14 protein-coding genes are annotated in these 14,728 nt (G+C 55.9%); 7 read left to right on the top strand and 7 right to left on the bottom strand.

Annotated features, from left to right (window positions below):
- Positions 1 to 9 precede the first annotated feature (9 nt).
- Both D9K61_RS04460 and D9K61_RS04455 read right to left on the bottom strand, forming a co-directional pair.
- Positions 10 to 510, bottom strand: a complete 501-nt coding sequence (locus tag D9K61_RS04460; RefSeq protein WP_120632036.1) for a YbjN domain-containing protein — start codon at positions 508 to 510, stop codon at positions 10 to 12.
- A gap of 323 nt (positions 511 to 833) precedes the next feature.
- Complete coding sequence (locus D9K61_RS04455) at positions 834 to 1,082, bottom strand: accessory factor UbiK family protein (protein ID WP_120632035.1); 249 nt, start codon at positions 1,080 to 1,082, stop codon at positions 834 to 836.
- Between the two features lie 97 nt (positions 1,083 to 1,179).
- Between D9K61_RS04455 and lgt the strand changes: the two genes are divergently transcribed.
- The 4 genes from lgt (at position 1,180) to D9K61_RS04430 (ending at position 5,395) form a co-directional block, all read left to right on the top strand.
- Positions 1,180 to 2,067, top strand: a complete 888-nt coding sequence (gene lgt / locus D9K61_RS04450) for a prolipoprotein diacylglyceryl transferase (protein WP_120632034.1) — start codon at positions 1,180 to 1,182, stop codon at positions 2,065 to 2,067.
- Entirely contained in the window at positions 2,064 to 3,131 is a 1,068-nt protein-coding gene (locus D9K61_RS04445) for a class I SAM-dependent methyltransferase (protein ID WP_120632033.1), read from the top strand. Before lgt ends, D9K61_RS04445 begins: the two co-directional genes overlap by 4 nt.
- Entirely contained in the window at positions 3,128 to 3,886 is a 759-nt protein-coding gene (gene pgeF / locus D9K61_RS04440; RefSeq protein WP_120632032.1) for a peptidoglycan editing factor PgeF, read from the top strand. Before D9K61_RS04445 ends, pgeF begins: the two co-directional genes overlap by 4 nt.
- A 726-nt stretch (positions 3,887 to 4,612) precedes the next feature.
- Positions 4,613 to 5,395 carry a Hint domain-containing protein gene (locus D9K61_RS04430; protein ID WP_120632030.1) on the top strand — a complete coding sequence of 261 codons (783 nt, stop codon included), beginning with the start codon at positions 4,613 to 4,615 and terminating at the stop codon, positions 5,393 to 5,395.
- 118 nt (positions 5,396 to 5,513) lie between these two features.
- On the opposite strand, the gene D9K61_RS04425 is transcribed toward D9K61_RS04430, so the two are convergent.
- Positions 5,514 to 6,014, bottom strand: a complete 501-nt coding sequence (locus tag D9K61_RS04425) for an Lrp/AsnC family transcriptional regulator (protein ID WP_120632029.1) — start codon at positions 6,012 to 6,014, stop codon at positions 5,514 to 5,516.
- Between the two features lie 225 nt (positions 6,015 to 6,239).
- On the opposite strand from D9K61_RS04425, the gene trxB reads away from it, so the two are divergent.
- The 3 genes from trxB (at position 6,240) to D9K61_RS04410 (ending at position 10,988) form a co-directional block, all read left to right on the top strand.
- Positions 6,240 to 7,181, top strand: a complete 942-nt coding sequence (gene trxB / locus D9K61_RS04420) for a thioredoxin-disulfide reductase (RefSeq protein ID WP_120632028.1) — start codon at positions 6,240 to 6,242, stop codon at positions 7,179 to 7,181.
- Positions 7,182 to 7,384: 203 nt separating this feature from the next.
- A complete protein-coding gene (locus tag D9K61_RS04415) occupies positions 7,385 to 9,076 on the top strand; it encodes an adenylate/guanylate cyclase domain-containing protein (protein WP_120632108.1) in 1,692 nt (563 codons plus the stop codon).
- 196 nt (positions 9,077 to 9,272) lie between these two features.
- Positions 9,273 to 10,988, top strand: coding sequence for a bifunctional sulfate adenylyltransferase/adenylylsulfate kinase (locus D9K61_RS04410; protein WP_120632027.1), 1,716 nt, complete (start codon positions 9,273 to 9,275; stop codon positions 10,986 to 10,988).
- Positions 10,989 to 11,052: 64 nt separating this feature from the next.
- On the opposite strand, the gene D9K61_RS04405 is transcribed toward D9K61_RS04410, so the two are convergent.
- The 4 genes from D9K61_RS04405 to D9K61_RS04390 form a co-directional block, all read right to left on the bottom strand.
- A complete protein-coding gene (locus tag D9K61_RS04405; RefSeq protein WP_120632026.1) occupies positions 11,053 to 12,612 on the bottom strand; it encodes a heme peroxidase family protein in 1,560 nt (519 codons plus the stop codon).
- Between the two features lie 515 nt (positions 12,613 to 13,127).
- The gene (locus D9K61_RS04400) at positions 13,128 to 14,012 is read right to left on the bottom strand and encodes a PhzF family phenazine biosynthesis protein (RefSeq protein WP_120632025.1); all 885 of its coding nucleotides are present in this window, start codon (positions 14,010 to 14,012) and stop codon (positions 13,128 to 13,130) included.
- A 50-nt stretch (positions 14,013 to 14,062) separates the two neighbouring features.
- On the bottom strand, positions 14,063 to 14,287 hold the full coding sequence (locus D9K61_RS04395) for a DUF1150 family protein (protein ID WP_120632024.1): 225 nt from the start codon (positions 14,285 to 14,287) through the stop codon (positions 14,063 to 14,065).
- A 5-nt stretch (positions 14,288 to 14,292) separates the two neighbouring features.
- Positions 14,293 to 14,706: an Hsp20 family protein gene (locus D9K61_RS04390; RefSeq protein ID WP_120632107.1), complete on the bottom strand. Its 414-nt coding sequence runs from the start codon at positions 14,704 to 14,706 to the stop codon at positions 14,293 to 14,295.
- Positions 14,707 to 14,728 lie beyond the last annotated feature (22 nt).

The raw sequence follows: 14,728 nt of genomic DNA, 5'->3' as shown, positions 1-14,728 counted from the left end.
GGCAAAGCTTTACGCGCGGCCGTAGGCCTCTGCAATGGCGACTTGCATTGCATTTTCCGGGGTCCGGTTGCCCCATGTGACCAGTTGGATCGCAGGATAATACCGCTCGGCGCTTAGCACTGCAGCCGTGATCATCGTATCGATCTGTTCAGGACTGGCCGTCTGACCGCCTGCAAGAACCAGACCATACCGATACACCATAAGCTTCTGGTTCGCCCAGTACGTGAATGCCCCCGCCCAGCACTGGTCGTTCATTTTGTTCAGCAGCTCGTAAAGCTCGGTTTCGCGGTTCTCGGGTGGCTCCATCTCAAAGGAACAGACCATCCGCAATGTCTCGTCATAGTTGGACCAGGCCAGCGTGATCGAGTATGTCCGCCACTGTCCTTCCACAGCCATTGCAATCTGATCGTCGCCGATGCGGTCAAAATCCCAATCGTGATGTTCGGCCAGATGTTCAACAATATCGATTGGATGAAGGTCTTCTTCGAGAAACTGCTCGGAAAGGGCCATAATGCCACCTCACTCTTCTCTAGCATTTTGGGGCTGGCAGCGCCCCAGCGCTAGTTGCCTGCTCTACAAGCCGGGCTTCCCCCGTTGGCCTGTACTAAATATGGTGCGATGTGGCCGAGACTCTGGCAACCCCCATTTTTGGGGATAACAGCAATAAGTTGTGGATAGCTGGCAACGGCGATCAAAATATTGACACCAATTGCAGCTTTGTCTTGATTAAATCGTGCAAGACGTCAAACTACACCGCACCGCACAACCCGTGATTTGGATTGCGCGACCACAGTCTTGCCCGGAAAATCTGATATTTGCAGAACGAGGCGGTGTTACTTGTCCAGTTTCGCCTCAAGCGCCGCAATGCGGGCTTCCAATGCTGCATTTTCTTCGCGCGCTTTTTGCGCCATCGCACGAACAGCATCAAATTCTTCACGCGTCACGAAATCTCGGTCAGCCAACCAGCGATCGACCATCGACTTCATTGCGTTCTCGGCCTCTTCCCGTGCGCCTTGCGCCACACCCATGGCGTTGGTCATCAGTTGAGAGACGTCGTCCAGGATCTTGTTACGGGTTTGCATGGCTTTACTCCGGTATCGCAGTTGGTCTCTATATGGGTAAAGAATGGTCCGGGCACAAGGTTGACTTGCCCCTCAAACCCCGGGCAATGAGACGCACATGCAGGCTGTTCTGAATTTCCCCGATCTGTCGCCCGAATTATTCTCGATCTCACTGTTCGGGATGGAGTTCGCCCTGAGGTGGTATGCACTGGCTTACATAGCTGGCATATTGATCGCATGGCGTATGGCCATGATGGTCCTGCGGCGCCCTGCCCTTTGGCCGGACAAAACACCGCCAATGCGCTCCGATCAGCTAGAAGACCTGATCACCTGGATCATTCTGGGTGTCATTCTGGGCGGCCGCTTGGGCTTTGTGCTGTTTTACCAACCGGCCTATTATCTTTCGAACCCGCTGGACATCCTGAAAGTCTGGCAAGGCGGCATGGCGTTTCATGGCGGGCTGCTGGGTGTCGTCATTGCTTCCTTTCTGTTCTCCCGGCGCCATAAGATTCCAACACTGTCACTAGGCGATCTTGTTGCCTTTACAGTGCCACCCGGGCTGTTGCTGGGACGGTTGGCCAATTTCGTCAATGCCGAGCTTTGGGGCAGACCAAGCGAGCTGCCCTGGGCCGTGATCTTTCCGGGTACGGCCGCACAGGAATGCCCAGGTGTTGTTGTGGGCATGTGCGCCCGCCACCCCTCACAGCTGTACGAAGCAGCGCTGGAAGGCGTGTTGCTGGGCGTCCTGCTTCTGGTGCTGGTCTATCGCGGTGGGGCCTTTCGCAAGCCCGGCCTGATCATGGGTGTGTTTCTTGCCGGCTATGGCGCATCGCGGTTCATTGTCGAGTTCTTTCGCCAACCAGATGCGCAGTTCGTTTCACCCGGAAACCCCCTAGGGCTGGCTTGGCATGTCAGCGGTTACGGCCTGACCATGGGGCAGTTACTTTCACTGCCCATGATCGCGCTTGGTATTTGGTTTGCACTGCGCGCACGCCAAAAGACATGAGTCTGCTGGACCATCTTATTGCGCGCATTCGCCAGGATGGCCCGATAAGCGTAGCTGACTATATGACCGAATGCCTGCTGCATCCGACATTGGGCTATTACACGACTCGCGATCCTCTGGGTACGCAGGGCGATTTCACCACTGCACCTGAAATCAGCCAGATGTTCGGTGAGGTGATCGGATTATGTCTGGCGCAAAGCTGGATGGATCAGGGGAAGCCCTCTCGGTTTGTACTTGGTGAGCTTGGTCCAGGGCGCGGGACACTGATGGCAGATATCCTGCGCGCAACACGCCGCGTTCCCGGGTTCCATCAGGCGGCACAGATAGTGTTGCTGGAAGCATCGCCTGAACTAAAGAACAAGCAGGTAGAGACCCTTCGCGACTATGCGCCGAAATGGGTAGACACCATCACCGACTTTCCAGATTTGCCATTGTATTTGGTCGCTAACGAATTCTTTGACGCCCTGCCGATCAGGCAGTTTCTGAGGGATGGCGACGGCTGGCGCGAAAGGTTAGTCGGCGCATCAGAAGGCGCGCTGACATTCGGCTTGGGCCCTCGCGTAGGACAACCCGCGCTCAAGGACCGGTTGGCTGACACGACGGATGACGATCTGGTCGATCTGTGTTCGGCCGCAACTCCTATTGTAACAACGGTCGCCCAAAAGATCGCGACATTTGGCGGGGCTACTCTGATTGTGGACTACGGTGACTGGCGTTCTTTGGGCGATACATTACAGGCGATGCGAAACCACAAACATTCGAACCCGTTGGAGACCCCGGGGCAGGCGGATCTAACTTCACATGTCGACTTTGAAGCTTTCGCCCTCGCCGCCCGGACAACAGGGTGCGCGTATACACGCCTGACACCGCAAGGCGTGTTTCTGGAACGGTTAGGGATCACGACAAGGGCGCAGACGCTGGCCAATTCGTTAGATGGATCAGCGCTGGAAGACCTGATTGCCGCACATCGCCGGTTGACGCACCCCGAGGAAATGGGAAACCTGTTCAAAGTGCTGGGCTTGTATCCGGCACACTCAGCGCCACCACCGGGACTGGAATCATGACACTGGAAATTCTGACATCAGACATTCTGTCCCCCGTACGCCATGGTTTCTTTAGTCGCCGCGGCGGTGCGTCCTCAGGGATATTCTCTGGTTTGAACTGTGGCCACGGATCGTCCGACCAGACCGAGGCCGTGGCCCTGAATCGGCGCAGGGTGGCCGACGCAATGGAAGTGGCGCCCGATGCGTTGATCGGTGTGCATCAGGTACATTCACCAACTGCCCTGACGGTCGAAGGGCCCCAGAACGGCGAAAAACCCAAGGCGGATGCAGTAGTGACGGCGACCCCCGGACTGGCCCTGACGATCCTGACTGCAGATTGCCAGCCTGTCCTTTTTGCCGATACCGAAGCGCAGGTGATCGGAGCAGCCCACGCGGGCTGGCGCGGGGCCCTGGACGGTGTGCTTGAGGGCACTTTGAACGCTATGGAAACGTTGGGCGCCAAGCGGGAAAACATACGTGCAGTGATCGGCCCCACCATCTCGCAACGCGCCTACGAAGTCGGCCCGGATTTCATGGACGAGTTCATTGCCGAGTCGCCAGACAACAGTCGTTTCTTTGCAAATGGCCAGGACGACAGGCTGCAATTCGATCTTCCAGCTTTTGGTCTTCACAGGCTTCGCCAAGCGGGAATCGGTCAGGCTGAATGGACCAGACATTGCACCTATTCAGACCCTGAACGGTTCTATTCTTATCGCCGTTCAACCCATGCGAAAGAAGCGGATTACGGTCGTCTGATTTCCGTCATAAAACTGTAGAAGTTGCCGAGAATAAGGCGAGTTCGCCACCTTTCCGCCATATTTATTGTGTCTATCTTATTAAGAATCGTATTGAATTTTTGCCAGTGCTCAGACGTTATCTGACGATCAGACCTTTGAAATCTGGCATCCAAAATAAGAAGGACGCCATACTTCATTTTCTGCCCGCATATCATCCCGCTAAAGCCTTATCGCTGCCTCAAATGAGCAAGACACTGGGTTTAAACGGAATACGGGGCATCAGACCCCAAGCAGAGCAGGATCAGAAAATGAAAATGAAATCTCGCTTTCTAAGCGCAGTGGTTGCGGCAACACGGGACCAAAATTTGGAAATGCCGTGGAAGCGAGTTTCAAGCCATTCTGTCAGAGTCGCGCGCCGTTTGGCGGCACGACGCTGAAACAGGAACCCTGAGGGACCAAGCTGCCGGTCCTGACGGTACAAACGCGCGTCGGAAATTGCTCCGCTCCGATGCGTGACAAGTCGCGAACAACTTTGCGGCATGTTTTTGGAGTGTGTGTGTAGGCAATTGTGGCCTGCAAAGTACGAGTTTGTCTGGGGGGTCACTATGCTGACCAAAGGAACGCGAAATTGCTTCGCTGTGCTGCGCCATCTTGGCCAGGGCACGGGTCTTACCCGCTTGTTTCAAGACAAAGAATCTATCTGCCAGGCGGGCCCGCACGGGGGTACGCCCCGCCCGACGGAATTTTGAAGGGAACGGAATACTTATGACTATTCCAAATTCACTGGCCCGCGCGGCCAGCCACGCTGTAAAAACATCTGCCTTACTGAGAGAGGCACCGCGACCAGCCACAACGCAAAAGGCACAGCTGCGGCGTTACGAGGTTAGCTGCTTGATGAAAAATGGCGACGTTTCGCAAATGCGCCACATCGCGCCAGCCCTGCCGATGTTCGAGGATGCATTCTGTGCGTTTTCACGGGGATCTCTGGTGGAAACAGAGCTTGGGCCGGTAGCAATTGAAGATCTGATGCCCGGTGATAGCGTCCTGACTCAGGACGGCACTTCGCAAAAGGTGCTCTGGAAAGGTTCGGTCACCCTGATCCCTGGGCGCGAGGATTCGCGCGGGCGTAGGCGACCACTGACGCGGATCATGGCAGATACGTTCGGAATGCAAAAACCGTTGTCTGGCGTTATTGCCGGTCCTGCTGCGCGGCTACTGGGAACGCCCGCGCATCTTCGGCACATCCATGGAAATGAGTCTATCCTGACCCCTGTGTCAGAGTTTCAGGATGGGATGAGTGTTATCGAGACAATGCCGCCAACACCAGTGGAATTGTTTCATATTTGCCTGGAAAAGCACAGCGTTATCCGTGTGGATGGTTTACAATTTGAAACCTATCACCCAGGTACAAATGCAGTTCGGATGATCAGCCATTCACTTCGGTCGATCTATCTGAACCTGTTTGCGCATATCGAGTCGCTGAACGATTTTGGCCCGCTTTTGATACCGCGCGCCGGAGACGGAGAGGTGGACGCGATCACTGCCTAAGTTGTTAACGATTACTGCAAATGTGGGGGCATCATGCAGATACTATTGACCTGGATTATTTCCTTGGCGGTCGTCGCCATTCTTCCGCCTTGTCTCGCCCAACAAAGGCAAATGCGGTTTACGCCGTCCGGTTCATTCGTTCTTCCAGAACGTCGAACGGCACGCCGGGTTCGTCTTTTGCGCCGCGGATAACAAGCGAAGTCTTAACGCTGGCCACGTTTGGCGTGGTCAGCAACTCGCCTGTCAGAAATTGTTGGAAACTGCTGAGATCAGGCGCGACGCACTTCAAAATGAAGTCAACCTCGCCGTTCAGCATGTGGCATTCCCGGACCAAGGGCCAGTCGCGGCAGCGGTCTTCGAAGGCCCGCAGTTCTGTCTCGGCCTGACTGTCCAGCCCGACCATTGCAAAGACCTGAACTTCAAACCCCAGTTCTCGCGAATTCACCTCGGCGTGATAGCCGGTGATATAGCCGGATTCTTCAAGCGTGCGCACCCGTCGCAGGCACGGTGGGGCTGAGATTCCGACGCGTTTGGCCAGTTCAACGTTGGTCATGCGACCGTCCGCCTGCAATTCCGCCAGGATCTTGCGGTCGATTTCATCCAGCCGAGTCGTGACCATTAAATGCTCCTGATTTTTCGGTTCTTATATCAGCACCCTGTCCATGCGCAATAATGTTTCGCATCTGCGCAATTTTCTTTGTTTTCAAAACGCTCGATTTTGTGATCCCATTCCACAGGTGCATATCCGATGTCGTGAAGGAAGGGGCTTTAAGCCCTGCGCGACCGCCGCTATATCGGTGCGACGGGCGACAGGCCCAGTTCAGGCAGTTCGAGCGGGGGTAGCATGGCCGACACACGACACACCAAGGTTCTGATTATCGGATCGGGTCCAGCAGGATACACTGCCGGGGTTTACGCCAGTCGGGCGATGCTGGAGCCGATTCTGGTGCAGGGGATCGAACCCGGTGGCCAATTGACAACCACAACCGAAGTCGAGAACTGGCCCGGTGATACCGAGGTTCAGGGCCCGGATCTGATGGTTCGGATGCAAGATCACGCCAAGGCCATGGGCTGCGAGGTGATCGGTGACATCATCAGCGATTTGAATCTAGACCAGCGCCCGTTCGTCGCAAAAGGCGACAGCGGAACCACCTACACTGCCGACGCCGTCATTCTGGCAACAGGTGCCCGCGCAAAATGGCTGGGCCTGCCATCAGAGGAAAAGTTCAAGGGTTTTGGTGTCTCGGCCTGTGCTACTTGTGACGGGTTCTTTTACCGCGGGCAGGAAATTGTTGTCATCGGAGGCGGCAATACCGCGGTTGAAGAGGCGTTGTTCCTGACAAATTTCGCCAGCAAGGTCACTCTGATCCACCGCCGGGACGAATTGCGCGCCGAAAAGATCCTGCAAGATCGCCTGTTCAAGAACGACAAGATCGAACCGCTCTGGTTCCACCAACTGGAGGAGGTGGTCGGCACAGACGCACCGCTGGGTGTCGAGGGCGTACGTGTGAAGAACGTCAAGACCGGCGAGGTCACCGAGATTCCGTGCAAAGGTGTTTTTGTCGCCATCGGGCATGCCCCTGCCAACGAGCTGGTCAAAGATAAACTGGACAGCCACATGGGCGGTTACGTCGTCACCAAGCCCGGTTCGACCGAAACGTCAATCCCGGGGGTATTTGCGGCGGGCGATCTGACGGATCACATCTATCGCCAGGCCGTCACAAGTGCCGGAATGGGCTGTATGGCGGCCCTAGATGCCGAACGCTTCCTGGCCGAGCAAGACTAAGGCAACAGCAGAATTCTTGGCCACGTGCTTCAGGATTCTGCTTTGTTTCAAGATGATGCTGAGCGTATCGGGTGGGCAGAGTTGTTTCACCCAAAAAGCACTGATTTTACGTCGTTTCATTCGTGAGGGATAGCGGCTTGGCTTGACCCCCGCGCTGAGGCCCCTCAAACTTGATCTGAACAAGATGATTGCGGGTGGCAGTATTGGACAACGCTCTTTGGCGCGGCGGGTGGGCAACCCGGCTTAGGATCGGCAGCGGCCTCGTTCTATTCATCTTTGCATTTTTTCACTTCATAAACATCGGCTTAGGCCTGTTTCACACCGACTATCTTCACGGCATGCAGGACGGGCGGAAAGCAATCACCCGTCACAATCTAGTAAGCCTGCTTTTCTATGTGGCATTGTTCGTACATGCGGGCCTGGCCCTTGCTTCAATAGCCCAGCGCAGAACATTGCGCATGCCTGTCAGTTCCGCCTTGCAGATCGTGCTTGGGGTGCTGATTCCACTGCAGCTGATCTCGCATGTCATCCAGACGCGCGTCGCCCATGAGGTCTACGATGTCAATGACGAGATGGGTTATATCATTGTCCTGATGTGGCCCAACTCGGTGATATGGATGCAAAGCCTTTTGCTGCTTATCGTTTGGGTACATGGGTGCATCGGCCTGCACATGTGGTTGCGGCTGACCCGCTGGTGGCACAACACAGTGCCCTATCTGATCGGGTTGGCGGTGTTCATACCATCCTTTGCCTTGGCCGGGTTGCTGACCGAAGGGCGACGCATCTGGTCCGACTTTTCAGACGAGTTCCTGCGCGAGCAATATATCGAACACTATAATTGGCCGTCACCCGAGGCGTTCCAGACCATGTTCAGCATCAAAGACAATGCTGTGATGGCGTTTTGGTTCGCGCTCGGTGCAACGGCCCTGTTCTATTTTGGCCGCAAATTGTGGCGGCGCAGACATTCAGTGCGTGTCACTTATGCGCACGGACCCGAAGTCGTTGCAGAAAAGGGCATGACCTTGCTGGAAATTTCCCAAGCCAACGGCATTGCACACACAGCGCTTTGCGGTGGTAAAGGGCGGTGCACCACCTGTCGCGTCATCGTCGAGGACGGGGCCGACAGCTTGCCCCCGGCCGGCGATGTCGAGGCGCGCAGCCTGGCCGCCGTCGGAGCATCCGGGCAAACAAGGCTGGCCTGCCAAATTCGACCGACTGAGCCGCTCACCATTTTTCGGGTTTTCAGACCCGATGGAGGGCGCAATCGCGGGCACGCAAGTCAGGGACAGGAACGGCAACTGGCAGTTCTGTTTCTCGATATGCGAGGCTTTACAGCGCGCACTACGGGACAGCTGCCATATGACATCGTTTTTCTGCTCAACCGCTTTTTCGACGCGATTGTCCCGGCGATAACCGACGAGGGCGGAGTTGTGGACAAATACATGGGTGACGGGCTGCTTGCAGTTTTCGAAAAACGTGATGCCTCCAGCTCAGCCCGTGCAGGGTTAAAGGCTGCAATCGACATCAGCCGGGCGCTGGACAGGTTCAACCAACAGTTGGAAGCCGAGGGAAGCCCCCGGGTTCGCATCGGTATGGGGCTGCATCTGGGTGATCTGGTCTTGGGTGAGCTCGGAGCGGCCGGGTCCGCCTCTCGTACCATCATTGGTGACGCAGTGAATGTCGCGAGTCGCCTGGAAAGCGAAACCAAGGCCTTGGGTGTCGAGTTGCTTGTCTCAGACGAATTGTTGCAGGCCGCAGATGTTGCAACCAATCCTGATGAGGTGCGCTTGTTTCAGCTGCGTGGCGTCACACAACCCGTCCCTGCCCTTCCGGTGGCCCGCGCATCCCACCTGGACCAATCAGTCCATGGTATGGAACACATATACTCGGGCTGATCGGATTGTTGCCACTTGGCGGAACCAAAGTCGCATTTTCGGCACCGAACCGGAAATTCCTTCCCTTCCGGTGAAAATCAGCGCATATCGTCCTTTGTTTCATTGACGTCGGTGGACTTCGCTCAACAGTCGAGGCAAATGCCCTACAAACGACCTGGAATCACCGGCAATACAAAACTGCTATAAGAGTATTCTGATGACGATGTTAAGCAATTTAGCCCCTATCTCTGAACTTTACGTGTCGTATGACTCGGCCCTGAAATTGAAAGTCGAAGCCGCAGACCTGACCAGCTGGGATCTGAGCCCGCGCCAGATCTGCGATCTGGAACTACTGATGAACGGTGGGTTCAACCCGCTCAAAGGGTTCCTTGGCGAAGCAGATTACGACAACGTGGTCGAGAATATGCGTCTGGCAGATGGCACTTTGTGGCCGATGCCGATTACATTGGATGTCAACGAGGACTTCGCCGAGAAGATCGAGCTAGGGCAAGACATTGCCCTGCGCGATCAGGAAGGTGTCATTCTGGGCACTATGACAGTGACCGACCGCTGGACCCCAAACAAAGCGCGCGAAGCGGAAATGGTCTTTAGCGCCGATGACGATGCGCATCCGGCGGTGAACTACCTGCATAACACGGCTGGCAAGGTCTATCTGGGCGGCCCTGTGGTCGGCATCCAACAACCCGTGCATTATGATTTCCGCGCCCGCCGCGACACACCGAACGAGTTGCGCGCCTATTTCCGCAAGCTGGGTTGGCGTCGTATCGTGGCGTTCCAAACCCGCAACCCTTTGCACCGCGCACATCAGGAACTGACATTCCGTGCCGCAAAAGAAGCCCAGGCCAACCTGCTGATCCATCCGGTTGTCGGCATGACCAAACCCGGAGACGTCGATCACTTTACCCGCGTGCGCTGCTATGAGGCGGTTCTGGACAAATACCCGGCCTCGACCACCTCGATGTCGCTGCTGAACCTGGCGATGCGCATGGCGGGCCCGCGTGAGGCGGTCTGGCACGGCCTGATCCGCGCGAACCATGGCTGTACCCACTTTATCGTTGGTCGCGACCATGCCGGCCCCGGCAAGAACTCGGCCGGCGAGGATTTCTACGGTCCCTATGATGCGCAAGATCTGTTCCGCCAGTTCCAGGATGAGATCGGCGTTGAAATGGTCGATTTCAAACACATGGTCTTTGTGCAGGAACGCGCCCAGTACGAACCCAATGACGAGATCGAAGATAAGGACAACGTCACGATCCTGAATATCTCGGGCACCGAACTGCGTCGCCGCTTGTCTGAGGGTCTGGAAATCCCCGAATGGTTCAGCTTCCCCGAGGTTGTGACCGAGCTGCGCAAGACCAAACCGCCGCGCAGTCAGCAGGGCTTTACAGTGTTTTTCACCGGTTTTTCAGGTTCGGGCAAGTCGACCATCGCCAACGCCCTCATGGTCAAGCTGATGGAGATGGGCGGCCGCCCGGTCACCTTGCTGGACGGAGACATCGTGCGGAAGAACCTGTCGTCGGAACTGGGCTTTTCGAAAGAGCACCGCGACCTGAACATCCGCCGCATCGGTTATGTGGCCAGTGAGATCACCAAGAATGGCGGCATCGCCATCTGCGCGCCGATCGCACCCTATGCCACGACCCGCCGCGCGGTACGTGAAGACATCGAACAGTTTGGCGCGTTTTGTGAAGTGCATGTGGCAACCAGCATCGAAGAATGCGAGCGCCGCGACCGCAAAGGTTTGTACAAGCTGGCGCGGGAGGGCAAGATCAAGGAATTCACCGGCATCTCAGACCCTTATGATGCTCCGGCAGATCCTGAACTTCGGGTTGAAACCGAAAATGTCGAGGTCGACAACTGCGCGCATCAGGTGTTGCTAAAGCTGGAAAGCATGGGCCTGATCGCCGGTTAGCAAATCCCATGCCATGAGAAAGACCAATGGGCAGTGCTTGAACAAAGCACTGCCCTCTATATTTTTAGTTTCGACCGTTTGCGATTGTGTTCGCAACATCGTTGGCGTCAATTGGCGCGCCAGAAGCCCGCAACAGATCGCCAACCTCCCAGTCCCCGCCGTTCACGGGTGCCGGATTGTCCAACAGTGACATCAAATCGGCATCGTCATCCGGTTTCCAGTTCGGCATGTTGCGCACAAAGGACATCGGATCGCCATCCAGCAGCCCTCCGAACACCTCGGCAACGATGGTGCCGCCGACTGCCCCGAGCATGCGACCCGAGTTGTTTGCCGGAAGAATTTGGCTTTCTTTTAGGATGTAGTGCCACAGGATATCCTCATGCGGATCGTTGATCGCATGCGGTGTCAAACCCATCCGTTGCGCAACATCTGAGCCCTTTGGCAATTCCAGGCGCATTGAGCGTAACAGGTTCAGGAAGGCCAGCATGTTGGGCTTGGGTGCCGGGCCCTCATCCAACGCAAAGACCGCAGACGACAACTTTGTATCAATCCGTCTGGCAGGCTGCGGGAAGGGCCCGCCCGAGTCGATGTCGAAGAACCAATCCCACTGCACCGTATGGCGATGCGGGAACGAGCGGAAACCGCGCAGATCGTGGCGGATGTTGCCTGCGTTGTCTTCAGGACCATTGGGGTGGAAGATCGGCAGCTCTATTCCAAAACCAAGCCCGGTTTCCGCATCATTGTTGACGTTGATTTGGTACCCCGGTCGGATCAATGAATGGCCAAAACGATAGGCCGCCACAGAAAACTCAACCGGCATAAACGGCTGATAGTTCCAATCATACACCGTGCCGTTGAATTTGTGGTTGTCTGACTTATCGAGAACCCTGGTCCAGATAGCATCGCTGACAAGGCGTTTGATGAAATCATTCCACACAACGTATTGATAGAACCAACGCACTTTGCGCTGCGCTTCCTGGAACCTGTCGCCATCAAAACCGAACTCGGTCGTGTCATCATCAGGATCACCGGTTGCAAGCTTCTGCATGACGCGGTTGTGCAGCCGCAACATAGCCAGCTGAAACTGGGAAACGATCACATTCTCATCGTTTCGCATATCGCCAATAATGGCGCGCCCCTGCCGGTTGCGCAGCAAGTCCGGTTCTTTCGAACCCGCGATGTCCTTCTCACCTGTCCAATCTTGTTCAGTTGTCCCAAGCAAGAACGCCCCGCCACGATTCTTGTCGTACATGAACGGTTCGTCTGCGGGCCCTTCACCGTACAGACAATCCAGATCAAGGCGCGGCGTACGGAAGTTTTCAAGCTTCTCTGGGTCGCTTTGACGCATCAGGGACGAGGTCGGGTCAAACGTAATGTCGTGGTCCACGAACTGACCAAAATAGGTGTAACCCGCAGGCAGATTTGCATTGTCCAGGTTGTCTTGCCCAACCGTTTCGCTCATCGCGTTGGTTGCAAAGTCGCGCAATGCAGCGATGGCCGTGGCGTCGTCGCCATGCGGGGAACGCCACGGCGGAAGTTTACGAAATAGCCTTCCGAATGGCCCTTTATAGTTCTTGGATCTGGGAAGGCTGGTAATGCCATGCCTGGATGACGAAACGCTCATCAAAGTGCTCCTAAAATAATACTCGTTAATATTCAAACGGCCCTAGACGGGCGCAAAATTGACAAAATCTAGTTCTCAAAAATGACGCCCAACCCGCAAAATACCGGAAAGACCGTGAAACGATGTTATCACGAAACGCGCAGAAACGATATATTCAGAAATCACCCATGCAAAATCCGGCCAACACGCACAGTTCGTTTAGTCATTGCAATTGCTTGCACCGAGGCTCGGTTGGCCGCCGCACGCTAGGCTGAAATCTCAGATCGCTGAGTTCCACCGCGCGTCTTCCAAATTCATGATAGTTCGCCGCCTGCGTCTGAGCACTTTCTAAGGCGGTCATTCGCGCGCTGTGATCTCAACATCCGCGCCGGTTTCGCCCTCGCTAGTGGATGACCGATTGGCGCAACTCATGCTCTACAAGGTCCCGCTTGGCAGAGGTGATCAGCGAATGGGATTTGATCTTCTCGAACAAAAACTCACGCCATAAGACAAAATAGCAATAGCTGGCTGTGTCATCACAAGTGATCAGGCAAACTGACTTGCCCGCGCATCAGGATATGGCCGCGACCGGCGACTTTTATTCCTGTCATCGTCTCGGGCGGGCCAACCCGGGTTACCGTGGCTTGACCGGGGCGGCCCATATCGTGGCCTTGTTCAGCGATGAATGTATCCTTGCCCATCAGACCATATTTCCACAGATAGGCGGCCATGGCGCCCGTCGCAGATCCGGTAAAAGGGTCCTCTGGCGGACTGGGTGGTGCCAGCAATAGACGCGAGAACGTGTCACCTGCAGCCGTCGCGCCGTGAAGTGTCACCAGAAAGGGTTCGGCCATATCCGAGCCTGAATACCCCGCAGCGGCAGCAACTTCACGCAGAGGCCCCTCAGACAAACACGCTGCTCGCAGCGCCTCATGATCTCGCAGGACAGTGACGCAGAACGGCAGCCCGGTGGACACCATCTGTGGTGGGGAAATGATCGCATCCTCGCTCAGCCCGATTGCAGAGGCAACAAGGTCAGCAGAGACATGCACGCCAAACTCTGGCGCAACCTGTGTCATCTCGATCTCATCGCCGCTTAGCTGTATTGAAACAAGCCCAGCCCCGGTTTCCAGCGTCAGACTACCGCCAGAAAACAGCCCCCGAGACCGCATGGCCGCCACGGTGGCAATAGTGGGATGGCCTGCAAACGGGATTTCGCGGCTGGCAAGGAAGTACCGAACCCGAAAGTCGGCGATGTCCGACGGGCCTGTGAAGGTACATTCCACCAACGAGGTTTCGCGGACATAGGCGGTACAAACATCCTCGGGCAGCGCCGCACCGCCATGGACAACAGCGCATCCATTGCCCCCGAAAGCATGATCGCTGAACGCATCTACCCAATCAAATTCCAACCAGTTCATGCGCCTTCTTTCGGAACTTATATATTCATTTCATCGGCATTAGGGCCGCGTCAGTGAACGGCCACGGGCGAAAGATCATGCTGCCGCGCCAAGACAAAGGCCAGCTTACGGTCCGCCACAAGGGCCAGTTGCTGTCCGTCCGAGTCGTGCACAGCGTATAGATGATCCAGATCGCCCGCCTGTTCACGCAGGTCACGCGGCAATTCGGCCACATCCACAGCTTTCACATAAACAATCCGGTCGCCTTCGGTGTTGATCTCAATCGGTGTATTCATGGCTCTTACCCCTTCGTTATGTTGATTGTTTGCACCACGGTTTCGGGCACGGCACGGGTCAGGTCGACATGCAGCAGACCGTTTTCCATGATTGCCTCGCCCACCTCGACCCCATCGGCCAGCACGAACATGCGCTGGAACTGGCGTGCGGCGATCCCGCGATGCAGGAATATACGCCCCTCGCTATCGTCGCGTTGGCGGCCGCGGATCACCAATTGGCGGTCCTCGATGGTGATCGACAGGTCCTGTTCTGCAAAACCGGCCACGGCCAGGGTAATGCGGTACGAAAAGTCCGAGGTCTGTTCAATGTTGTAGGGCGGATAGCCTTCGTTCCCGGCTTTGGCCGAGCGTTCCAAAAGGCGTTCCAACTGCTCGAACCCCAAAAGATGCGGGTATGAGCCAAGAGTAAGTTTTGACACGTTTTCTCGTCCTTTATTGTCA

It is taken from the genome of Ruegeria sp. EL01 (assembly GCF_900313035.1).
Lineage (GTDB): Bacteria > Pseudomonadota > Alphaproteobacteria > Rhodobacterales > Rhodobacteraceae > Ruegeria.
Note: the sequence above shows the minus strand (reverse complement) of the source record. Positions and strands in the feature narration are given on the sequence as shown.